Source organism: Ruegeria sp. Alg231-54 (genome assembly GCF_900143525.1).
Lineage (GTDB): Bacteria > Pseudomonadota > Alphaproteobacteria > Rhodobacterales > Rhodobacteraceae > Ruegeria.
This window is the reverse complement of sequence record NZ_FREZ01000003.1, coordinates 222517-243414: the sequence shown is the minus strand read 5'-3', so window position 1 is coordinate 243414 and position 20898 is coordinate 222517. Positions and strand designations below refer to the sequence as shown.

The following is a 20898-nucleotide window of genomic DNA, read 5'->3' as shown; positions in this document are numbered from 1 at the left end:
CGGCGATGGGGGCCTTAGCAGACACAACCAAAACCGCCCAGTCACAACAACGTTAGTGTCGGATAGTTTTATGCGGATTTCACCAATTCGGCCTTATCCTCGCCGTTGTCTTTGACTAAAGAAGGTCAAGTTCAGACGATGGGATCATGGGCAGACTTCTCGAACGATATCTACACCGCAAAACTATTGCGCGTTGGCAACGGGCCGTTCAAGACGCGGCCAGGGCCACGAACCCCCAATTGCGTCAACAGCGCGATGAGGCGCGCAAACTGCGCGCGCAATTGGACCGTTTGCTACGTGAAGCAAACGAAAGACTGACGCTGCCCCTGATTGGATCAAGGCAATTCCCCAAACCGCTGGGTACTGACTGGTGCTGGCGACCTGATTTGTGGCGGGGTCCCTTGCCCCGGCCCGGTCTCGCCTCAATCCCGCGCAAGGTCGAGTTGGATCAACAGGTCAAGATCTTCCATGACTGCGCCTTGTCTGAGATCAGCGTGCGACAAGCGCGCAACATGGACGAAAAGGATCTGGCCGCTTTTGGACTTGGCGTCGAAGTGTTCGGTTTTGCAGGGTCATTCCTTTCCGTGTCGCTGGATTTGCCGCCTGAGGCTGTGCAAGGTCTGACGCGGCAGCACCTGATGCGGGTCGATGCCCAGATTGAAACAGAACGCCCGCTGGACGTGACCGCGCGACTGAATATTCAGCACGGCCCAAACACCGATTCCGTTCCACGATCTCTGGACTTATCGACAAGTTCGAATGTTCTGGATTTCGATCTTGCCAATTTGCCGCTGAACGAACGGCGCATAGACAAGATTTGGCTGGACCTGGTTCTGACCAATCCGGCTATGAACCGCATAGTTCTGCGGGACCTGACCCTTTGCCGCCACCACCGCGCCGACCTGTGAGAGCATTGGCCATGACACAACCAACCTTGACCCCAACCCTGTTCGAAAACGGCATCTGGCGCGGGTACCTGCAGGCCGACACTGAACCGCATGTCGAAGTCCGTTATATGGGCCAGGCGCTGGAGGGTGTGTTCATTACCGCCACCGATGGTGGTTGGGACCTGAGTGTGCCGGTGCCATCAACCGCGATTGCCGACGGGGTTCATTGCTTTGTAATAGCCGATGCAAACACATCACAGAAGATCGGTGAATTCACAATCATTGCGGGTGCATCAGCCGCGGATGATTTGCGGACCGAAATCGCTTTGTTGCGGGCGGAGCTGGACTTGTTGAAACGGGCATTTAGACGGTCTCAGGCACCTTCGGACTGATCCGGGTTTTCTTCGTTTCCAAGGCTTTGTCTATCTTTCAGGCGGAATCCGTGCATCATAAATGTCATCCGAAGCAACCCGGGTGCGAAAATGGACCGCAGCAGTATCGTCAAGGTCATCGCTCTGATGGTAACAGGGTTCGGGATCGGTATCGACTTTACCGGCGCTCTTATTCTTGTCCCGGCCATCGAAAACAGCTTTGACGCTGATATTACCAGCACCCAATGGGTTCTGAATATCTACGCCTTGTTTTTTGCCATGACCATGGTCGCCGGGGGGCGCATGGGGGACATGTTCGGGCATCGCAAGATGATGATCATCGGGCTGGCGATCTTTCTATTTGCATCCGTCATGTGCTTTGTCTCTCCCAGTCTCGACTTCCTGATCGCCGCGCGTGCTTTGCAAGGGATTGGTTCGGGTTGCGTCTGGCCCTGCACACTTGCTTTTGGCGCCACCAAAGTTTCGCGTCCTGAATACCGCGCCATGATCATGGGTATGATCCTCGCCGGTGTGACCAGCGGCAATGTCTTTGGTCCTCTCATCAGCGGCGCCGCAGTCAGCTTTGGCGACTGGCGCTTGTTCTTTCTTGCAAACGTGTTGTTTTCGACCATTTCGATGGTTACGGCCCTGATCCTTATGGAGCGTGAAACTCAACACAAACAGGGCGAACATATCGATTTCGCCGGAATAGGTATTCTTTCGTTTGCCGTTCTTTTGCTGCTTTACGGGCTGGACATCGGTGCGGACTGGGGCTGGACGTCTGTCCCGCTGCTGATGTTGTTTTTCGTCAGCGCCGCGCTGTTCTTCTTTTTTCCGCAGGTCGAGAAGCGCGTGAAAGAGCCGCTTATACTGCCTCAAATGATGCAGAACCGCGAGTTTCGGATCACGCTGGGACTGAACATGTTCAACGTATCGGCGGCCTTTGTCGGGCTGCTATACTTCCCTCAATACATGCAAAAGGTCCTTGGGTGGTCCGTGTTTGAATCCGCGATTGGGCTTGCCCCACTGACACTCCTGCTGGCCGTCGGCTCGATTGTTTCGGGCACTCTTTATAATGATTTCGGGCCAAAGCGCCTGCTGTTCTGGGGGTATTTGATCGCAACGACTGGCGCTCTCAGCATTATCATCTTGCCGGCGGGGCTGGGCTATTTTCAGATTTTGCCCGGCATGGCGATGATCGGGCTGGGTGCAACGTTGACGGTTGGGCCGTCAGGCACTGCAGCCGTGTGCGCCGTCAAACCTGAACGCGCTGGCCTTGTCGGCGGGCTGAGCTTTATGACCCATCTGGTATACGGCGCTATATCCGTCGCCTTCGCGACCGCAATAATGTATGTCGTCAGCCTGTCCAGCCTCAGCAAACAGCTGGTTGCGGATGGGATCAACATGTCCGTAACCGATCAAAAGGCGATCAACGGTGGAACGCTTACGACCGGTGCAGCCCGCGCTGTTATGGAAAAACTAAGCTCGGAAGAGGCTGAAAAGGTCAAATCTGCCATCGGCGCCGCATTTGATGCAGGTATGAACATGGCCTTTGTTTTCGCGGCCATCTCGGTCTCGATAGGCATTGTTCTGGCGATGATGCTTGACGAAGAGAAACTGCACAAGGTTGAGGTCTGATCCCGGCCTTTGCAGAAAGGGCCGCCGGTATCGGCGGCCCTGTTTGTCTTACTGAGACGGTCTGTTGGGGTTGAACGCCGACAAACCTTTGAGGATGTCGATGGCGTAGGCCAGCTGATAATCCTCTTCCCGCAATTCAGCCGTGGCTTCGGCTTTGGCGCGATCCTCTTCGATTTGGCGGATTTCATCTTCGCTCAGACTGTCATTGTTCAGGCTGCCGCGCAGGTCAGCTTCGGACCGCGTGCGGGCGTTGGCTTCCTCTTCCTCGGCATCCGGCGCAGGGCGCGGTTGTTCGACGATGATGTCGGGGCTAACGCCAAGTGCCTGAATTGACCGGCCCGAGGGCGTGTAATAGCGCGAGGTCGTCAGACGCATCGCACCATCGCCACGCAGCGGCATGACCGTTTGCACCGACCCTTTGCCAAAGCTCTTGGTGCCGACAACGATCGCACGACGGTGATCTTGCAACGCGCCAGCTACGATTTCCGAAGCTGATGCCGAACCACCATTGATCAGTACAACGATCGGCTTGCCTTCGGCCAAATCACCCAGCGTTGCATTGAACCGCTCGCCATCGCTTGGGTCGCGACCACGCGTGGACACGATCTCTCCTTCGTTCAGGAATGCGTCCGAAACTTTGATTGCCTGGGTCAGCAACCCGCCGGGATTATTCCGCAGGTCAAGGACAACACCATTGACCTTGTCCAGACCACCGGCTTCTTCGATCTGCTCATTCAGGCCCTCTTGCAGGTTCGGGAATGTCTGATCGTTGAAAGTGGTGACGCGCAGGACAACGCTGGTGCCTTCAGTCCGGGCACGCACGGCTGTCAGTTTGATGGTGTCCCGGATGATGGTGATATCAAACGGCTCTTGCTCGCCCTCGCGGACGACGGTGATCACGATTTCCGACCCGACCGGGCCACGCATCAGATCGACGGCCTTGTCCAATGTCAGGCCAAGGATGCTTTCCCCATCGACATGCGTGATGAAATCACCTGCTTCGATCCCCGCCTCATCTGCCGGGGTATCGTCGATCGGCGAGACAACTTTGACATAGCCTTCCTCTTGCGTGACCTCGATGCCCAACCCACCAAATTCGCCACGTGTCTGCACGCGCATCTGCTCGGCATCATCGGGCGAAAGGTAGCTGGAATGCGGATCAAGCGACGTGAGCATGCCGTCAATGGCCGCCTCAATCAGCTCTTCCGGCTCGACGTCTTCGACATACTGGGCGCGGATACGTTCGAAAATATCGCCAAACAGATCCAGTTGCTCGTACACGCTGGCCTTCCGGTCAGCCTCTTGCGCCAGCAAAGGACCGGCGATTTGTGTCGTTGCGATTACACCTGCCACGGTTCCGGCCAGGCCGGCCATCAGAAATTTCTTCATACTCGTTTATCCATCCTTGTCGGTCCGAAACCATGATTCCGGGTCCACGGGGCTATTATTCTGTCTTACCTCTATATAGAGCGTTTCTGACCGGTCAGTTCCAGTGCCATCACCGCTTGTTGACAAAATTGCGCCGATTTCGGGCGATTCACCCGGCATCAAACCCACTGGAGTGCCTTCGGGGATCACCTCGCCCATGTCTCCGTAAACGTACTGCAGGCCGGCGAACACGAACAACAAGCCCGGTTGCGGCTCGAGGATCATGACGTTCCCAAGCTCCAGCAATGGTCCACGATACCGGATTGTTGCCGCGGTTGGCGCTGTAACAATCGCCCGCGGGCGGGTGGCCAGAACCACACCGGGGCGCGTCACACCTGCCGCGTCAGTCTCATCCGCGCGGTGCAAAACAACGCCTTGGGTCGGCAATGCAATCCGCCCCTTGCGATCAGAGACATCCGCGTCTGTTTCGGCTATTTCGCCTTCCGAGATTTCGGACAATCCGCTGGCAAACCCGTCCAGCGTCTCGGTTGATGAAATCAGGATGGCGGTGCGCACCGGATCTTCGACAAAGCGACGGGGCAAATCCGTGCGGTCGGCGATGGCCTCACTGAGGCTGGCGCGCGCGTTTTGCACACCGGTTAACCCTTCGACCAGGGTATCCGCAGCACTTTGCTGCAGTTTCCGAAGGGTCTGAACCTCTTGCAGATCATGGGCCAGTGCCTGCGCACGCGCGTTCAGACCGGGAGTGACTTCGGACAGCATCATGCCCGCCCGTGCGGAACCCAAGGGACCAGACGGATGCAGCATCAGAACGGGTGGCGCCGTGGTCTCAATGGTCTGCAATACACCCAGCAACTGCGCAACCTCCTGTTCCCGCGACCGCAATTCTGCCGTCAGCTGCGCCTCGCGGGTCGCTGCCATGCGCAACCCGTCACGCATCGCCGAAAGCCCGGCCTCATAAGCCTGGATAGTTTCGGTCAGGGCGCGCACGCGGTCGCGGGCACCATCCGCTTCGGTCAGGTTGATCGAGGCCTGTTCCAGTATGCGCGCAGCATTCAAGGCCGCCGTGGACGGATCATTCTGCGCGCTGGCAGGCGACGCAAGACATATCGCAAAGATAAGCGCGCGCATCCTCATGATAGCAGGCTCTTCCCCGTCATCTCGGGCGGTTGCTCAAGACCCATCAGGTCCAGCAGCGTCGGGGCCAGATCGGAAAGGCGGCCGTTTCGGAGCGATGCATCTTTTGGTCCGCCGACCAGCGCCACGGGAACCGGGTTCAGAGTATGCGCGGTGTGCGGCCCGCCGGTTTCGGGGTCAACCATGACCTCGCAATTGCCGTGATCCGCAGTGACGATCATCGCGCCACCGACCTTGTTCAGCGCCGCGACAACCAGTGACAAGCCTTGATCGACGGCCTCACATGCCTTGATAGCAGCTTGCAGATCGCCCGTGTGACCGACCATGTCAGGGTTGGCATAGTTGGTGATGATCAAGTCGTATCCGGCCTCGATCGCCTCGACAAACTTCGCCGTCACTTCGGCCGAAGACATCTCGGGCTGCAGGTCGTAGGTGGCCACTTTGGGCGACTTCGGCATAAACCGGTCTTCGCCTTCCTCGGGCGTTTCCTTGCCACCATTGAGGAAGAACGTGACATGGGGGTATTTTTCGGTCTCGGCCAGACGGAACTGACGCAACCCCTTCTTGGCAACCCACTCACCCAAAGTGTTCACAATTTTCCGCTTGGGGAATACGGTTGTCATATAGTCATTGTGACCATCGGAATATTCGACCATCCCCAACAGAGCGGAAAGTTGCGGGCGCGGGCCGGTATCGAAGTCGGAAAAGCCCGGTTCGCCAATTGCACGCAAGATTTCCCGCGCCCGGTCCGCACGGAAATTCAGGCAGAAAACCCCGTCACCATCCTGAATGCCGTCGTAGCCTTCCAGAACAGTGGGAACGACGAATTCATCGGTTTCAGACTGGTTATACGCGTGATCCACAGCGCCATGCGCGGTTGTGGCTGCCCGACCCTGGCCTTTGACCATCGCATCGTAAGCCTCGCTGACGCGTTCCCAGCGGTTGTCCCGATCCATTGCAAAATACCGCCCGCAAACCGTGACGATACGCGCCCCGTCGGGCAAACGATCTTCAAGCTCTGACAGGTAGGTATATGCCGATTTCGGAGCGACGTCGCGCCCGTCCGTCATGGCGTGCAACGCCACCGGAACGCCTGCATCAGTAATAGCCTTGGCAGCCGCGACGATGTGGTTCAAATGGCCGTGGACGCCACCGTCCGAGACCAAACCCATCAGGTGCGCCGTTCCACCTGCAGCCTTTACCTTTGCGATGAAGGTCTGCAATGCGGTATTGTCGAAAAAGCTGCCGTCTTCAATCGCCAGGTCAATCTGCCCCAGATCCATCGCAACAACGCGGCCCGCGCCAATATTGGTGTGGCCTACCTCGGAATTGCCCATCTGGCCGCTGGGCAAGCCAGCATCCGGGCCATGTGTAATTATGGTCGCGTGCGGCCTATTGGTCATGATCGCATCAAAGGTCGGAGTATCTGCAAGAAATGGCGCGTTAGACCGCGTGTCTTCGGACAGGCCCCAACCATCAAGAATGCACAGGACGACGGGTTTGGGGGCGGTCATTTCGGCTCTCCGGATTTCTGCTCTGTTCGGTCTTGTATCGCCTGCCCTCGGGCAATTGAACTGTATTTTGTGCGCGGTTGTGCAGATTTAATACTTAGGCCGCTCAACCCTTGTTTATCAAATCCGTATACGGACGCGCCGTGCGACCGCGATACTTGACTGTCAGGTCCAGCGGCGCATCGTTTTCATCATAGACCCCGACCACGATCCCCCTGCCCCGGCTTTTGCTCCGCATCTCAATCAACTGCTGTTCCGACCGCGTCGTGCGCTGCGACTGGCGGCGTGTCCAAACGAACAGGTGGTCGTACATTTGGGCAATAATATCGGCGTGATCGGCACTGTTCCCCAGATCGACAAGCTCGTTAGGGTCATTTTCCAGATCAAACAGGATAGGCCGATGGCCGCCTTCGCAGTGTATCAGCTTCCATTTTTTGTTGGCTGCCATGAACATGACTGCGTCCCGGACAGAGGCATTCAACATGTCTGCAATTGGTGATGCAGAGTAATCGTACTCACAAATCACCACGTCGCGGGGTGTTTCGTTCTGCTGCCCATGCAGGATCGGAAGCAAGGAGTGCCCCTCAAGGATATGCCCTGCGATCTCACCACCCGCCACATCCACACATGTCGGAGCAAGGTCGATGGATTCGACCAGTGCATCGCTTACGGTGCCACGCGTTCCGTCTGCTTCGGGTGACGGGTCATAGATGATCAGTGGCACCTTGGTTGATGCGTCTTGAAAGAACGTTTTCTCGCCCATCCAGTGATCGCCCAGAAAATCGCCGTGATCGGATGTCAGCACGATCATCGTGTCCTCCATCCGGCCGGTTTCCCCCATCCAGTCAAACAGTCGCCCCATCTGGTCATCGGCCTGTTTGATCAGCCCCATATAGGCCGGGATCACCGCATCACGTACATCCTGCCGCGAGAATGTCTGCCCGACTTTAGTATCCATGAATGCCTTGAGCACCGGATGCGCATTCTGACGTTCCGCGTCGGAGCGCACGACCGGCAGAACATGTTCCGGCCCGTACATCGAGGCATAAGGTTCCGGCACGATGTATGGCCAATGCGGCTTGATAAAGCTCAGATGACAGCACCACGGGCCATCATGGGTGTCCATGAATTCGATGCCACGTCCGGTCAGATAAGGGGTTTCGCTGTCCTCTTCCGCTATGTTGGCCGCCTCGGTTGAGTTCTTCAAAAACCAGCCGGACAGGACATTGCCGTCCTCATCCAGCCCCGAATTGGCAAAGTCGTGCCAGGGGTTGTCGCTCTCATACCATTTATCAGCCAGATGCTTATTGTATTCCTGCGCGCCATCCGGATCATTAAATCCGTCGGGTCCTTCAGGCAGCATACCGTCATCGCGTTCATATACATCAAACCCGCATTCCGCGACGCGCGCGCCGATCAGACTGTCAGGCTCCAACCCCAGCCGCTCCATGCCTTCCGCATCTGCGCGCATATGGGTTTTGCCGACCAACCAGCAGCCCATGCCTGCCTTGCGCAGCTGGTCCCCCATCGTGATTTCACCGACCTTCAATGGAATGCCATTCCATGAGGCTCCGTGTGAATGCACGTAGCGGCCGGTATAAGTCGACATGCGCGAACTGCCGCAAATCGGGGACTGGATGTAGGCCCGATCAAAGCGGACTCCGTCAGCAGCCAGCCGGTCAATGTTGGGGGTGTGCAAATGCGGATGCCCGTAACAGCTGAGGTAGTCCCAGCGCAGCTGATCGAACATGATAAACAGGATGTTTTTGGCTTTGGCCAAACGCGCGCTCTCCCCCAAGTCACCTCAGGGGTCTATTTAGCCATTACCATCACTATAGCGAAGCGCAATCTGCGTTCAGGCCTGACGCTCCATCTGCTCAAGCATCTTTTTGGCACGTTTGCATTGCAACTGATCACGCAAGGGCGAATTGGGATCGACATCCTTTTTGCAGACCACACATTTGTCCGCGCCAGAGATTGCGTTCAGACCACCACAGCTGCCTTTGATCGTCTTGCCCATCAGCATGACGCCCAGCGACATGCCAACCACGATGATCAAAAGCAGAAAAAAGGCTATGATAAAGGTGCTCATCCCGGTTCCTACCTATCAGTTGGTGCCCAGTGCGTCTTTGAACGCAGTGCTGTGAACCGTAATATAGGCATCGTCGCCACCTGTCACATCCCGCGAGATAAAATACACGGCAAGTTTATGTTCTTCAGCCAGCCCCAGGCCCTTATCCTGACCCAGCGCTAACATCGCTGTCGCCCAGGCATCCGCCATCATTGCATTTTCGGCCAGAACCGTGACCGAGGTCGTGCGATGCGTGATCGGACGACCTGTTGTTGGGTCGATGATATGCGAATACCGCACGCCGTCCTGTTCAAAGAAATTCTTGTAGTCGCCAGAGGTCGCCATACCGAGGTTGTCCAGCTCAACTACCAACTGCAGGTTTTGGGCCCCCGCTTCGGGCTTTTCGATCCCGATCCGCCATGCCTCACCTTTGTCGTTCTGGCCCATGGTGACCAGATCACCACCGATCTCGACCATATAGTTTTCGATCCCAGCGTCGCGCAGCGTCGCAGCCACCGCGTCGATGCCATATCCTTTGGCGATTGCTGACAGGTTGATGCCCACGCCAGCATCTGATTTGGCCAAAGTTCCGTTGTCGCTGTCCAACATCAGCAAGCGTTCCTGACCAACGCTTTCCAACGCCGCCTGTATCTCGGCATCTGATGGCACCGGATCTTCTGGCTTGCGCGGACCAAAGCCCCACAGTTCGATCAGCGGGCCAAGCGTTACGTCGAACGTGCCTCCCGATTTTTCATGCACGTCATTTGCTGCGCCTAAAACCAGCGCAAATTCTTCGGAAACCTCAGTGGGTTCAGTGCTGGACGCCGCCGAAAATGTCGAAACCTCTGAGTTGGGGTCCCAGTTGGACATCTTGGCGTTCACGTCTGCCAACGTCTCTTCGACGGCAGAGCCCAATGCAGTCTCATCCACATCCGTGCCGATAGCGGTGATGTTGAATGTGGTACCCATGGTCTCACCGGACAGGCGCACAACCTCGGGTTCTTTGTCAAAGAGACATCCGGAAACAAGTGTTGCAACAGCCAGAACAGGCAAAAGGCGCATCGAGAGACCTCCAGAGGAAAACCGTGCCCGGCATATGCCAGCGGCCCCTTGCAGAGTCAAACCGACTTCACAACTTTAGCGGCAGGAAGCCCAACATAAGCAGTCCGATGCCGGCAGGCACACCAAATAGCCAAGCTTTCTTTTGCCAGCCGACAGCCTGCTGTTTCCAGGCCATTCTAAAGTTATGCCCGCACACGACCACGGCAAAGAAAATCAGCACTGCGACGGGCGGGGTAAGGTACAAGTCAGACAACAGGCCGGATATCCTTGTTTAGCGGCAGTTTTCCCCGGTTTGGGCATTTGTACCCTATACAGACCGCATTGCTGCGGTAAGGTGTAAGGGAAGCCATCTCAAAAATAAGAGGAGATTGCCAATGGCCCCAACCTCATATCAGCCCCCTACCCGCGGCGACAAGACCGATACAAGCACGCACAGCCAATCGGTTGAATCCAATCTGTCGCACTCGCAGACGACGGTGGCAAAATTGCTTGCGGGTAAAGGGGATGCTGTATTTGCGGTGCGCCCAAACGACACGATCCATTCGGTCGTGAATACCCTCAGTGAAAAGCGGATTGGTGCCGTGGTCGTGACCGACCAGAACGGCACCCTTCAGGGTATTCTGTCCGAACGCGACATCGTCCGGCGCATGGCTGACACGCCCGGCCAGACCCTGCCGCAATCCGTCGAGGATCTGATGACGCGCGAGGTCAAGACATGTTCACCAGACGATCTGTTGAATGATGTCCTGAAAACCATGACCGAAGGACGTTTTCGCCACATGCCCGTTGTTGGCGACGGCAAACTGCGCGGCGTCGTCACAATAGGTGACGTTGTTCATTTCCGGCTGAAAGAACTGGAGTATGAAGCGTTGCGTATGAAACAAATGATCGTAGGCTGATCCTTCCGGCAGAAATCCCTTGACCTTGGCTGACTGACAGTATCCTTGATGCCAAAATTTGTTCGGTTATAGGTCGAGGGTAAAATGAAGCACGTTCTGGTAACGGGTACAGCGGGTTTCATCGGGTTCCATCTTGCGAAACTGTTGCTTTCGGAAGGATTCCGGGTGCACGGCTATGACGGGATGACCGATTACTATGATGTCGCGCTAAAAAATCGCCGGCATCAGATGCTGCTGCAAAACCCTGGGTTTTCCGTCACCGAGGATTTGTTGGAAAATCACGAAAAGCTCAAACAGGTTGGTGATGAATTTCAGCCAGATGTGATCGTGCACCTGGCCGGTCAGGCAGGCGTGCGTTACAGCCTGGAGAATCCGCGCAGCTATATCGACTCGAATATTGTCGGTACATTCAACGTGATGGAGGTTGCCCGCGAACATAATGTTGAACACCTTTTGATGGCATCCACCTCGTCGGTCTATGGCGCGAATGAAGTGATGCCCTTCACCGAGGTGGATAAGGCCGACGCGCCACTGACTATTTATGCGGCAACCAAAAAGGCCAATGAAGCGATGGGACATTCCTACGCGCATCTTTGGAACCTTCCGACCACAATGTTCCGCTTCTTTACCGTATATGGCACTTGGGGCCGCCCCGATCTGGCGTATTACAAGTTTGTAAATGCCATTCTGGAAAACCGCCCAATTGACATCTACAACCACGGTGACATGTACCGTGATTTCACCCATGTAGATGATCTGGTGCGCGGAATCAGGTTGCTGATCGACGTTCCGCCAGTGCGCCCGGACAACGCAAACGACATCGAAGACGGAGACAGCCTTTCACCCGTGGCGCCCTGGCGCGTGGTCAATGTAGGTAATGGCGACAAAGTTCGGTTGATGGATTTCATCGATGCCATCGAAGAAGCCGTTGGTAAGAAAGCTATCCGCAACTACATGCCCATGCAAAAGGGCGACGTGCCCGCGACTTGGGCCAACAATGATTTGCTTCAGAAACTCACTGGCTATCGTCCCAAAACCGACTTCAAAGACGGGATCGTTCGTTTTGTCGAATGGTTTCGTGAGTATCACGGGAAATGAACTGAGTTTCTGCATGTACGAAACAAATCTCGGTTCGCGAAAAAATGTCGTCATTGGGTTAGCTTTGGCGATCTGCCACTGGCTGTGGCTTTTGCCGGCGAAAGCCCGGTAGTAGGGTTTGATATCAATGCCAAACGCATTGACGCGCTGCGCGCGGGGCAGGATAGCACTCAGGAAGTTGAACCCAATGATCTGAGCGCTGCGAAAGGTTTGCCCTTTATTTCGGAACCTTCCGATCTGGCAACATGTGACACCTTTGTCATAACCGTTCCAACGCCAATCACGGCGGGCAAATAACCGGATTTGTCGCCTTTGCTGAGTGCGTCCGAGGCGGTCGGGCGTATTCTAAAAAAAAGTTGACTTGGTGATTTACGAGTCCACGGTTAATCTAGGTGCAACCGAGGATGACTGTGTGCCAGTCCTCGAACGGGTTTCAGGACTTACATTCAACACGGATTTCTTTGCCGGATACAGCCCAGAGCGGATTAATCCGGGTGATAAGGCCCATCGGATCTCGGACATTTGCAAGGTGACCTGGGGTTCGACACCCGAAGTTGCTGATCTGGTAGACGCGCTTTATGGCCGGATTATCACGGCAGGTACGCACAAAGCGGAAAGCATCCGCGTGGCCGAAGCAGCGAAAGTTATCGAAAACACGCAACGCGACATGAACATCGCGCTGGTCAATGAATTGGCGATGATTTTTGGACGTCTGGGCATTGATACCGATGCCGTTCTGCGCGCAGCGGGTACCAAGTGGAACTTTTTGCCCTTCCGTCCTGGCCTCGTTGGCGGACACTGTATCGGCGTTGACCCTTGCTACCTGACACATAAGGCAGAGGCGATCGGCCATCATCCATAGATCATTCTGGCCGGGCGACGCCTGAACGACAGCATGGGCAGTTATGTAGTGTCGCAACTGGTAAAGCGTTGGCCGAGTATGGGATTCCCCTTGTCGACACCCCTAAGGAACACGCCTATGACGGCGTCGTTTTGGCCGTCGCACATCGAGAGTCTTTGGATGTCGAGTCCGCGCAAATCAGAGCGTTCGGAAAAGACACAAGCGTGGTCTTCGACGTCAAGTCGGTCCTGCCGATAGAGGCCAGCGACCTTCGTCTTTGAGCACAAAAGAAAACCGGCGCATGTAAGCGCCGGTTCTTTGTTTCTTACCCGCCGAAATCGTCGAGCATGATGTCTTCGCGGTCCACGCCCAGATCCAGCAGCATGTTGATGACCGACTGGTTCATGATTGGTGGGCCACACATATAGAACTCACAGTCCTCAGGCGCAGGGTGGTTCTTGAGATATTCTTCGAACAGAACGTTGTGGATAAAGCCGGTGTAGCCTTTCCAATCGTCCTCTGGCTGCGCATCCGACAGGGCAACATGCCATTCGAAGTTGTCGAATTCCTCGGCCAGAGTGTCGAAATCCTCGACAAAGAACATCTCTTTCTTGGACCGTGCGCCGTACCAGAAGCTAATTTTTCGGTCGCGATTTTCAAGACGCTTGAGCTGATCGAAAATATGGCTGCGCATGGGGGCCATACCGGCACCACCGCCGATAAAGACCATCTCTTTCTGGGTGTCGCGGGCAAAGAATTCGCCAAACGGGCCCGAGATGGTGACCTTATCACCCGGTTTTAGGTTGAAGATGTAAGACGACATCTGACCTGCTGGGATACCTTCGGAACCCGGAGGTGGCGAGGCAACGCGGACGTTCAGCATGATCATGCCTTTTTCGTCCGGGTAGTTGGCCATTGAATACGCGCGCTCGATCGGTTCGTTCACAACCGACTCATACTGCCACAGATTGAAGCGGTCCCAATCTTCGCGGTATTCCTCTTCCACGTCGAAATCAGTGTATTTCAACGCATGCGCAGGGGCTTCGATCTGGATGTATCCGCCAGCGCGAAAGTTCACGTCCTCCCCTTCGGGCAGATCCAGAGTCAGCGCCTTGATGAAGGTTGCCACGTTTTCGTTCGAGCGAACCGTGCATTCCCATTTCTTGACGCCAAAGACCTCTTCGGGAACTTCGATGTTCATGTCCTGCTTGACCGCAACCTGACAGGACAGGCGGTCGCCGCAAGAGGCTTCGCGCTTGGTGATATGGCTTTCTTCGGTCGGCAGGATCGAACCGCCACCTGAATGCACACGCACACGGCACTGCGCACAGGTGCCACCACCGCCGCAGGCAGAAGGCACAAACAGCTTTTCGGCCGCCAGTGTCTGCAGCAATTTGCCACCTGCGGGAACGGAAATGGTTTTTTCGCCGTTGATTGTGATGTTCACATCGCCAGTCGATACCAGTCTCGAACGGGCGGCCATGATGAGGGCCACCAAAGCGACAACGATCAGGGTGAAAAGGACGACGCCCAGGCTAAAAGTTTCCATTCGTCCCTCCTTACAGCTTCACGCCCGAGAAAGACATGAAGGCCATCGCCATCAGTCCCGCGGTGATGAAGGTGATACCAAGACCCTGCAAGCCATCCGGAATATCCGAGTACTTCAGCTTTTCACGAACGCCCGCCATCGCGGTGATCGCCAGTGCCCAGCCAAAGCCCGAAGACACACCGTACGTGGCTGCTTCGGCAAAGTTATAGTCACGCTCGACCATGAACAGCGATCCACCCAGAATGGCACAGTTCACTGTGATAAGCGGCAGGAAGATCCCAAGCGCGTTATAAAGCGGCGGGAAATACTTATCGAGAACCATCTCAAGGATCTGCACCATCGCCGCGATCACGCCAATATAGGAAATCAGACCAAGGAAGGTCAGGTCCACATCGGGGAAACCCGCCCAGGCCAACGCACCGGGCTTCAGCAGATAGCTGAGCAGCAGGTTGTTCGTGGGAACGGTGATCGCCTGAACGACCATGACCGAGATGCCAAGACCCAGCGCGGTCGAAATCTTCTTAGACACGGCGATGAATGTACACATCCCGAGGAAGAAGCTGAGCGCGAGGTTTTCAACAAAGATGGCCTTTACGGCCAGTGAAATCAGACCTTCCATCAGTGGGCCTCTACCTGCTGAATTTTGTATTCACGTTCTTCGACCTGGTTCGGCTTCCATGTGCGGAAGGCCCAGATGATCAAGCCGATGATAAAGAACGCGGACGGCGGCAGCAGCAGCATGCCGTTGGGCACGTACCAGCCTCCATTGTTCACGGTTTCCAGAATGGTAACGCCAAACAGCGATCCGTTGCCGAACAGCTCACGAATGAAACCGACCAGCAGCAGGATCAGGCCGTAGCCCATTCCGTTGCCCAGACCGTCTATGAAGGACGCGACAGGCGGGTTCTTCATCGCAAATGCCTCGGCCCGGCCCATCACGATACAGTTGGTGATGATCAGACCAACAAAAACCGACAAGGTTTTTGAAATCTCAAAGGCATAAGCCTTGAGAACCTGGTCCACCAGGATCACCAGCGAGGCGATGATCACCATCTGCACGATGATCCGGATCGAGCCCGGGATCTGATTGCGCAGGCATGAGATGAAGAAGGACGAGAACGAGGTCACGAAGGTAACCGCCAGCGCCATCACGAAGGACACTTGCAGCGAAGAGGTTACCGCCAGTGCCGAACAGATACCCAGCACCTGCAGTGTGATCGGGTTGTTGTCGACAAGCGGGTCGACCAGCATCTCTCTCTTGGTCTGGGACATCAGAACTCTCCTGCTTGCAGTTTGGCCAGGAACGGAGCGAAGCCCGCATCACCCATCCAGAATTTCACCAGGTTATCAACACCAACCGAAGTCAGCGTGGCACCGGCCAGCGCATCTACATAAAAGTCGGGGCCAGCGGCAGGTTGCGACTTGGATACTGTGATCTGCAGATCACCGGCATCGTCCCGCAGCTTCTTGCCGTTCCACAACGCTTTCCAACGCGGATTGTCCACCTCGGCGCCAAGACCGGGAGTTTCGCCGTGCTGGTAAAATTGCAGGCCGTAGATATCGTTGCCGTTATTTTCCAGCGCGATAAAGCCATAGAGTGTCGACCAAAGGCCATAGCCGTGCAGCGGCAGGATAACCTTGTCCAACGCACCGGAATCGTCGCGCAGCAAGTAGACAACGCGGTACAACGCCTTTCGGCCGATACCGGCCGGGTCATCGTCCAGCGCGACGCTCAGCTCTGGATCGCTTGCGGCGGCCAGATCGTCGAATGTTGCGGGATCGAACTGGTCGTCGACGAACTCACCCGTCGAAAGTTCAACAACGTGCGGCTCGAACGCGGCGAAAGCCTCAGACACGTCGGTGCCGGGTTCATAGACACCAGCAACCTGCAGAACGTTGATCTGCTTGTCCTTCAGCGCGTTGGCTTCCTGGACCGGGCGCAGGCTAACGGCTGCGGCGGACACAACCATCGAGGCCACTAGGCAAACAGCGACGGCGATAAAGATCGTTTTGCCGACCGAGTCCGGCGAGGCCGCCAGAAACTTGGCAATCGCGCCCTTGGGTTCTGGGGATTGCGTATCAGACATGGCGACGCGCCCTCCGTTTGATGTTTGCCTGAACGACGAAGTAGTCGATCAGCGGTGCAAAGACGTTACCGAACAGGATTGCCAGCATCATGCCTTCGGGGAAAGCGGGGTTCACCACACGGATCAACACAACCATGATACCGATCAGAGCACCGTAGATATAACGGCCCATGTTGGTATGGCTGGCTGAAACGGGCTCGGTCACCATGAAAGCCAGACCGAAAGCGTAACCGCCGGCGACGACGTGCCAGTACCATGGCATCGCGAACATCGGGTTGGTATCCGAGCCAATGAGGTTGAACAGCAGCGTCAGGCCTATGGTCCCGGCCAGACAGCCGACAATCAGTCGGAAATTGGCGATGCGGGTCGTCAGCAGGAATGCCAGGCCGATCATACAGGCCAGCGTTGACGTCTCACCAAAGCTGCCCTGCATCTGACCCAGAAACGCATTCCACCATGTCAGCCCCTCAGTGGCCAACGCCTGATATCCTTCTGAGGCGGATACCGACAGCGCTGTAGCGCCTGAAAAGCCATCAACCGGGGTCCAGACTGTGTCACCTGACATGTTCGCCGGATAGGCAAAGTACAGGAACGCACGACCGACTAGTGCTGGGTTCAGGAAGTTCTTGCCAGTACCGCCAAAGACTTCTTTGCCGATCACCACCCCGAAGATGATGCCCAACGCAACCTGCCAAAGTGGCGTGGATGCGGGCATGATCAGCGTGTAAAGCATTGAAGTTACAAGGAAACCCTCGTTCACCTCATGGCCGCGAACAGTCGCAAAGATGACCTCAAAGATACCACCCGCAACCAGAGTGACGATGTAAATTGGCAGGAAATACATCATCCCGTGCATCACATTGGCAAAGATGCTGGCGGGGTTCAGCGAGATGCCGAACATCTGCAGGATGGCGATCCGCCAGCCGGTGGCTGAATCCGGACCCAGCGCGGCAATGGCTGTGTTTGCTTGACAGCCGGTATTATACATCCCCCACAGGATACAGGGGATCGTAGCGATCACGACATAAGTCATGATCCGCTTCATATCCACGTAGGACCGCGCATGGGGTGCAACGGAGGTTACGGTTTTCGGAGTGTAGATGAAGCTTTCGACCATCTCGTAGATGGGGAAATACTTCTCGTACTTGCCGCCCTTAGTAAAGTTCGGCTCGATCCGGTCAAAGAAGTTGCGCAAACCCATTCGGATCAGCCCTCCTTTTCAATCTTTGTAAGGCAGTCGCGCAGCGCCAGCCCATATTCATATTTCGCCGGACAGGCAAAGCCGATAAGGCCAAGGTCCTCTTCGTCCAACTCGAGCGCACCCAGCGCCTGTGCAGTATCGGTGTCCATTACCAGCAAAGCGCGTAGCAATTGCGTCGGCAAATAGTCCTGCGGCATCAACTGTTCGAATGTACCGGTCGGAACCATCGCACGGCGTCCACCATTCAGATTGGACGTGAATGCAAACAGCTTCTTGGCAAAGGCCGAGCCAAGAACCGGCTGAACCGCGTATTTCGACGGCATCGGAAGAATCCAGCCCAACGTATGCTGATCATGGTCTTCGCGGATGATGCTGATCTGACGCGCGAAACGGCCCAGGTAGGCTTGTGGCCCCTCTGCATGACGGCCTGACAGGATCGAGCCCGAGATTACACGGGCCGTGCCGTCCACATTGATTTCGTCACGGGTAAGATCATCGGTCGATGCCCCCATGACGGTGCGGATCAGGCGGGGTTGACGCGCGCCGGGGCCTGAAAGGGCAACCACGATGTTCGGATCCAGATGGCCCGTTTGCATCAGACGGCCAATCGCGATGACATCCTGATAGCCGATTGTCCAAACCTGCTTTTCACCGGCCAGCGGCTCAAGGAAGTGGATGTGGGTTCCAGCCAGGCCTGCGGGATGCGGTCCGGAAAATGCTGCGGCTTCAACACCCGGAACGTCGGTGCCCGGCAGGGCTGCGCCCTCATTTTGGCACAGATACGTCTTGCCCTCGGTCAGCTTGGCAACTGCGCTCAGGCCGACAGCAAAGGCGTCACCTGCATCCTGGATAATGATCGCGGCATCAGCGGCCAGAGGCTCGCTATCCATCGCTGTCACGAAAATTGCCGTGGGCTTGGTACCCGGTGCGGGCATCTTGGAATAGGGCCGCGTGCGGAAAGCGGTCCACAGGCCAGCCGCACATAGACGTTCGGTCACGCCCTCGGCGGTATCGGCATTGCCCACAGCCGAGAAATCCAGACCTGTGTCGTTGACGTTCGAGACTTCGATCACGACACTCTGCAACACCCGACGCGCACCACGGTTGATGGCCACAATCTTGCCGCTGAGCGGGGCGACCATCATCGCCTCGGGCACGTCCTTGTGGCAAAACAACGGTGTGCCCCGCTGAACCTCTTCACCCTCTTGAACCAGCATGCGCGGTTTCAGGCCCAGATAATCAGCCCCCAAAACCCCGACAGACCTGAATTCAGGACCCGGTTGGATCGTCTGCTCTGGCGCGCCTTGCACCGGCAGCTCCAACCCTTTTTTCAGTTTGAAAGTTTGCATGTCGCTACTGTCTTCCAAGCCTCTTTCCTGCAACACATCGTTCCCACCACTGCATAGTGGCACAAAACGATCTGTATGTGGGAGCCTGAGAGCAAAAAAGGCGCATAGCACCTGTTTTCATTCCAAGCTTCGTTTTGATCACGGTCCCTTTACGCGGGGATGTTGCCAAACGCAAACCCGTTGCCGCCTAAATTGCCGATATTTTGTCAAATTAACTTGAAGGGCTGCATTTTGGACCTGTTGAAATTGCATATCGCACCCACAACACTTCCGGTGTAAGCACCCGGGATGGAACCAAACAACGATTTAGAGATTTTTCTGGTGGCAACGCCCGGCCTTGAAGCCCCGCTGCATGCCGAAGCGGTCGAACAGGGATTCGCAGATGCAAAGCCCGTACCCGGCGGCGTCACCTGTCGCGGCGGCTGGCCTGAAGTTTGGCGCGCGAACCTGTGTCTGCGCGGTGCGAACAAGGTTCTGGTGCGATTGGGTGGGTTTCCCGCAGTTCACCTGGCACAACTGGATAAACGGGCCCGAAAATTTCCCTGGGCCGAATTTTTGCGCCCCGATGTGCCCGTCAAAGTCGAAGCGACAAGTCGCAAATCCCGAATCTACCATGCAGGGGCCGCCCGGCAACGTATCGAAGTGGCAATTACGGAAACTCTGGGCGCACCGGTTTCGTCCGATGCGGCCGTGCGCGTCCTGCTGCGCATCGAAAAGGACCTGTGCACATTTTCGATCGACAGTTCCGGCGAGCCTTTGCACAAACGCGGCCACAAACCGGCTGTCGCCAAAGCCCCGATGCGCGAAACGATGGCGGCAATGTTCCTCCGAGAGTGCGGATTTGATGGGTCCGAGCCAGTTCTGGACCCGATGTGCGGCTCTGGCACCTTTGTCATTGAAGCGGCCGAAATCGCGCTGGGGCTGCGCCCCGGCCGTACCCGCAATTTTGCCTTTGAAAATCTACCAAGTTTCGACCCCAACGCCTGGTCCTCGATGCGCGAGCAACATCCTTTGGCTAAACCGGACGTGGTTTTTTATGGCTCGGACCGCAATAGCGGAGCGATTGAGGCCTCGACCAAAAATGCTGACCGCGCAGGGATTGCCGATCTCACCATGTTTCAGACGCGCTCGGTTAGCGACATAAAACCCCCGTCGGATGCCGCGGGTCTTGTTATTGTCAATCCACCCTATGGTGCCCGGGTCGGGGATGAAAAACGCCTGCGATCAGTTTACGGCAGCCTGGGCAAGGTACTGCAAACCAAGTTCAAGGGCTGGCGTGTCGGCATAGTGACCAGCAACGCAAGCCTGGCTCGATCTACCCGTCTGCCTCTGCTGCCCCCGGGGCCAATTGTGGACCACGGTGGCACCAAAATCCGACTGTATCGAACCGGTGTGCTGGCCTGACCTGATGTTCGGAAACGACGAACGCAATTCGCACAAACGACACGGAAAGCCCCTTGCACATCCAAAAATGCAAGTATAAATCACGCGCCACGGTCGGAGTGTAGCTCAGCCTGGTAGAGCACTGTCTTCGGGAGGCAGGGGTCGGAGGTTCGAATCCTCTCACTCCGACCAATAAAAAAAGGCGCTCTAGGGCGCCTTTGTTGTTTACAAGACAGTGCTCTGAGGTTCAATGAACCTGCCGAACCTGAACTTGGCTGGTTTGATTGGCGACAACGCCTGGAAAACAGGGCTCCTTTGACTAAAATTCAATAACTTGGCCCTCTGCACCGGTCTTCGGGAGGCAGGGGTCGGAGGTTCGAATCCTCTCACTTCGACCAAATAAGTCAAGGCGCCAAAGGTGTCTT

The 20898-nt window shown here is 56.2% G+C and carries 18 protein-coding genes, 1 tRNA gene and 1 pseudogene; 8 read left to right on the top strand and 12 right to left on the bottom strand.

Going from position 1 to position 20898, the window contains the following annotated elements; translation table 11 throughout:
- Positions 1-146 precede the first annotated feature (146 nt).
- From DHN12_RS07965 to DHN12_RS07955, 3 genes are all read left to right on the top strand, one after another.
- Positions 147-908, top strand: coding sequence for a DUF6478 family protein (locus DHN12_RS07965; protein WP_108859714.1), 762 nt, complete (start codon positions 147-149; stop codon positions 906-908).
- An 11-nt stretch (positions 909-919) separates the two neighbouring features.
- On the top strand, positions 920-1279 hold the full coding sequence (locus tag DHN12_RS07960) for a hypothetical protein (RefSeq protein WP_108859713.1): 360 nt from the start codon (positions 920-922) through the stop codon (positions 1277-1279).
- A gap of 90 nt (positions 1280-1369) precedes the next feature.
- On the top strand, positions 1370-2896 hold the full coding sequence (locus DHN12_RS07955) for an MFS transporter (protein ID WP_108859712.1): 1527 nt from the start codon (positions 1370-1372) through the stop codon (positions 2894-2896).
- A gap of 48 nt (positions 2897-2944) precedes the next feature.
- Here DHN12_RS07955 and DHN12_RS07950 read toward each other — a convergent pair whose 3' ends face one another.
- The 6 genes from DHN12_RS07950 to DHN12_RS07925 all read right to left on the bottom strand — a co-directional run bounded on the left by DHN12_RS07950 (position 2945) and on the right by DHN12_RS07925 (position 10066).
- On the bottom strand, positions 2945-4285 hold the full coding sequence (locus tag DHN12_RS07950; RefSeq protein WP_108859711.1) for a S41 family peptidase: 1341 nt from the start codon (positions 4283-4285) through the stop codon (positions 2945-2947).
- A gap of 6 nt (positions 4286-4291) precedes the next feature.
- Positions 4292-5422: a murein hydrolase activator EnvC gene (locus tag DHN12_RS07945; RefSeq protein ID WP_108859710.1), complete on the bottom strand. Its 1131-nt coding sequence runs from the start codon at positions 5420-5422 to the stop codon at positions 4292-4294.
- Positions 5419-6936 (bottom strand): 2,3-bisphosphoglycerate-independent phosphoglycerate mutase, encoded by a 1518-nt coding sequence (gene gpmI, locus DHN12_RS07940; RefSeq protein ID WP_108859709.1) that lies wholly within the window; start codon positions 6934-6936, stop codon positions 5419-5421. Before gpmI ends, DHN12_RS07945 begins: the two co-directional genes overlap by 4 nt.
- 103 nt (positions 6937-7039) lie before the next feature.
- Complete coding sequence (locus DHN12_RS07935) at positions 7040-8683, bottom strand: sulfatase-like hydrolase/transferase (RefSeq protein WP_234416575.1); 1644 nt, start codon at positions 8681-8683, stop codon at positions 7040-7042.
- A 105-nt stretch (positions 8684-8788) separates the two neighbouring features.
- Positions 8789-9025 (bottom strand): (Na+)-NQR maturation NqrM, encoded by a 237-nt coding sequence (gene nqrM / locus DHN12_RS07930; protein WP_058272093.1) that lies wholly within the window; start codon positions 9023-9025, stop codon positions 8789-8791.
- A gap of 15 nt (positions 9026-9040) precedes the next feature.
- On the bottom strand, positions 9041-10066 hold the full coding sequence (locus DHN12_RS07925) for an FAD:protein FMN transferase (RefSeq protein ID WP_108859707.1): 1026 nt from the start codon (positions 10064-10066) through the stop codon (positions 9041-9043).
- 374 nt (positions 10067-10440) lie between these two features.
- Here DHN12_RS07925 and DHN12_RS07915 point away from each other — a divergent pair, with 374 nt between their 5' ends.
- The 3 genes and pseudogenes from DHN12_RS07915 to DHN12_RS07905 all read left to right on the top strand — a co-directional run bounded on the left by DHN12_RS07915 (position 10441) and on the right by DHN12_RS07905 (position 13185).
- The gene (locus tag DHN12_RS07915; RefSeq protein WP_058277144.1) at positions 10441-10965 is read left to right on the top strand and encodes a CBS domain-containing protein; all 525 of its coding nucleotides are present in this window, start codon (positions 10441-10443) and stop codon (positions 10963-10965) included.
- A gap of 84 nt (positions 10966-11049) precedes the next feature.
- Positions 11050-12063, top strand: a complete 1014-nt coding sequence (locus DHN12_RS07910) for an NAD-dependent epimerase/dehydratase family protein (RefSeq protein WP_108859705.1) — start codon at positions 11050-11052, stop codon at positions 12061-12063.
- 72 nt (positions 12064-12135) lie between these two features.
- Positions 12136-13185 (top strand): annotated as a pseudogene (locus DHN12_RS07905) (nucleotide sugar dehydrogenase).
- A gap of 44 nt (positions 13186-13229) precedes the next feature.
- On the opposite strand, the gene nqrF reads toward DHN12_RS07905, so the two are convergent.
- Genes nqrF through DHN12_RS07875 form a run of 6 tightly spaced genes read right to left on the bottom strand, consistent with a single transcriptional unit; the run spans position 13230 to position 19090 of the window.
- Positions 13230-14453: an NADH:ubiquinone reductase (Na(+)-transporting) subunit F gene (gene nqrF, locus DHN12_RS07900; RefSeq protein ID WP_108859704.1), complete on the bottom strand. Its 1224-nt coding sequence runs from the start codon at positions 14451-14453 to the stop codon at positions 13230-13232.
- A 10-nt stretch (positions 14454-14463) separates the two neighbouring features.
- Positions 14464-15072 (bottom strand): NADH:ubiquinone reductase (Na(+)-transporting) subunit E, encoded by a 609-nt coding sequence (nqrE, locus tag DHN12_RS07895; protein WP_058272100.1) that lies wholly within the window; start codon positions 15070-15072, stop codon positions 14464-14466.
- Positions 15072-15725, bottom strand: coding sequence for an NADH:ubiquinone reductase (Na(+)-transporting) subunit D (locus DHN12_RS07890; RefSeq protein WP_058272101.1), 654 nt, complete (start codon positions 15723-15725; stop codon positions 15072-15074). The genes nqrE and DHN12_RS07890 overlap by 1 nt, the downstream gene beginning before the upstream one ends.
- Entirely contained in the window at positions 15725-16540 is an 816-nt protein-coding gene (locus tag DHN12_RS07885) for a Na(+)-translocating NADH-quinone reductase subunit C (RefSeq protein WP_108859703.1), read from the bottom strand. The genes DHN12_RS07890 and DHN12_RS07885 overlap by 1 nt, the downstream gene beginning before the upstream one ends.
- Entirely contained in the window at positions 16533-17741 is a 1209-nt protein-coding gene (locus DHN12_RS07880; RefSeq protein WP_108859702.1) for an NADH:ubiquinone reductase (Na(+)-transporting) subunit B, read from the bottom strand. The genes DHN12_RS07885 and DHN12_RS07880 overlap by 8 nt, the downstream gene beginning before the upstream one ends.
- Positions 17742-17746: 5 nt before the next feature.
- A complete protein-coding gene (locus tag DHN12_RS07875) occupies positions 17747-19090 on the bottom strand; it encodes a Na(+)-translocating NADH-quinone reductase subunit A (protein ID WP_108859701.1) in 1344 nt (447 codons plus the stop codon).
- Positions 19091-19378: 288 nt separating this feature from the next.
- On the opposite strand from DHN12_RS07875, the gene DHN12_RS07870 reads away from it, so the two are divergent.
- Together DHN12_RS07870 and DHN12_RS07865 are read left to right on the top strand one after the other, a co-directional pair.
- Entirely contained in the window at positions 19379-20494 is a 1116-nt protein-coding gene (locus DHN12_RS07870; protein ID WP_108859700.1) for a class I SAM-dependent RNA methyltransferase, read from the top strand.
- A 94-nt stretch (positions 20495-20588) separates the two neighbouring features.
- A tRNA-Pro gene (locus DHN12_RS07865) sits at positions 20589-20665 on the top strand.
- Positions 20666-20898: the final 233 nt, after the last annotated feature.

Bases quoted from the DNA above. Each gene is read 5' to 3' on its own strand.
- DHN12_RS07960 (WP_108859713.1), top strand. From the start codon at position 920: ATGACACAACCAACCTTGACCCCAACCCTGTTCGAAAACGGCATCTGG.
- DHN12_RS07955 (WP_108859712.1), top strand. From the start codon at position 1,370: ATGGACCGCAGCAGTATCGTCAAGGTCATCGCTCTGATGGTAACAGGG.
- gpmI (WP_108859709.1), bottom strand. From the start codon at position 6,936: ATGACCGCCCCCAAACCCGTCGTCCTGTGCATTCTTGATGGTTGGGGC.
- DHN12_RS07875 (WP_108859701.1), bottom strand. From the start codon at position 19,090: ATGCAAACTTTCAAACTGAAAAAAGGGTTGGAGCTGCCGGTGCAAGGC.
- DHN12_RS07950 (WP_108859711.1), bottom strand. From the start codon at position 4,285: ATGAAGAAATTTCTGATGGCCGGCCTGGCCGGAACCGTGGCAGGTGTA.
- DHN12_RS07935 (WP_234416575.1), bottom strand. From the start codon at position 8,683: ATGTTCGATCAGCTGCGCTGGGACTACCTCAGCTGTTACGGGCATCCG.
- DHN12_RS07885 (WP_108859703.1), bottom strand. From the start codon at position 16,540: ATGTCTGATACGCAATCCCCAGAACCCAAGGGCGCGATTGCCAAGTTT.
- DHN12_RS07910 (WP_108859705.1), top strand. From the start codon at position 11,050: ATGAAGCACGTTCTGGTAACGGGTACAGCGGGTTTCATCGGGTTCCAT.
- nqrM (WP_058272093.1), bottom strand. From the start codon at position 9,025: ATGAGCACCTTTATCATAGCCTTTTTTCTGCTTTTGATCATCGTGGTT.
- DHN12_RS07965 (WP_108859714.1), top strand. From the start codon at position 147: ATGGGCAGACTTCTCGAACGATATCTACACCGCAAAACTATTGCGCGT.
- DHN12_RS07890 (WP_058272101.1), bottom strand. From the start codon at position 15,725: ATGTCCCAGACCAAGAGAGAGATGCTGGTCGACCCGCTTGTCGACAAC.
- DHN12_RS07945 (WP_108859710.1), bottom strand. From the start codon at position 5,422: ATGAGGATGCGCGCGCTTATCTTTGCGATATGTCTTGCGTCGCCTGCC.
- DHN12_RS07925 (WP_108859707.1), bottom strand. From the start codon at position 10,066: ATGCGCCTTTTGCCTGTTCTGGCTGTTGCAACACTTGTTTCCGGATGT.
- DHN12_RS07870 (WP_108859700.1), top strand. From the start codon at position 19,379: ATGGAACCAAACAACGATTTAGAGATTTTTCTGGTGGCAACGCCCGGC.
- DHN12_RS07915 (WP_058277144.1), top strand. From the start codon at position 10,441: ATGGCCCCAACCTCATATCAGCCCCCTACCCGCGGCGACAAGACCGAT.
- DHN12_RS07880 (WP_108859702.1), bottom strand. From the start codon at position 17,741: ATGGGTTTGCGCAACTTCTTTGACCGGATCGAGCCGAACTTTACTAAG.
- nqrF (WP_108859704.1), bottom strand. From the start codon at position 14,453: ATGGAAACTTTTAGCCTGGGCGTCGTCCTTTTCACCCTGATCGTTGTC.
- nqrE (WP_058272100.1), bottom strand. From the start codon at position 15,072: ATGGAAGGTCTGATTTCACTGGCCGTAAAGGCCATCTTTGTTGAAAAC.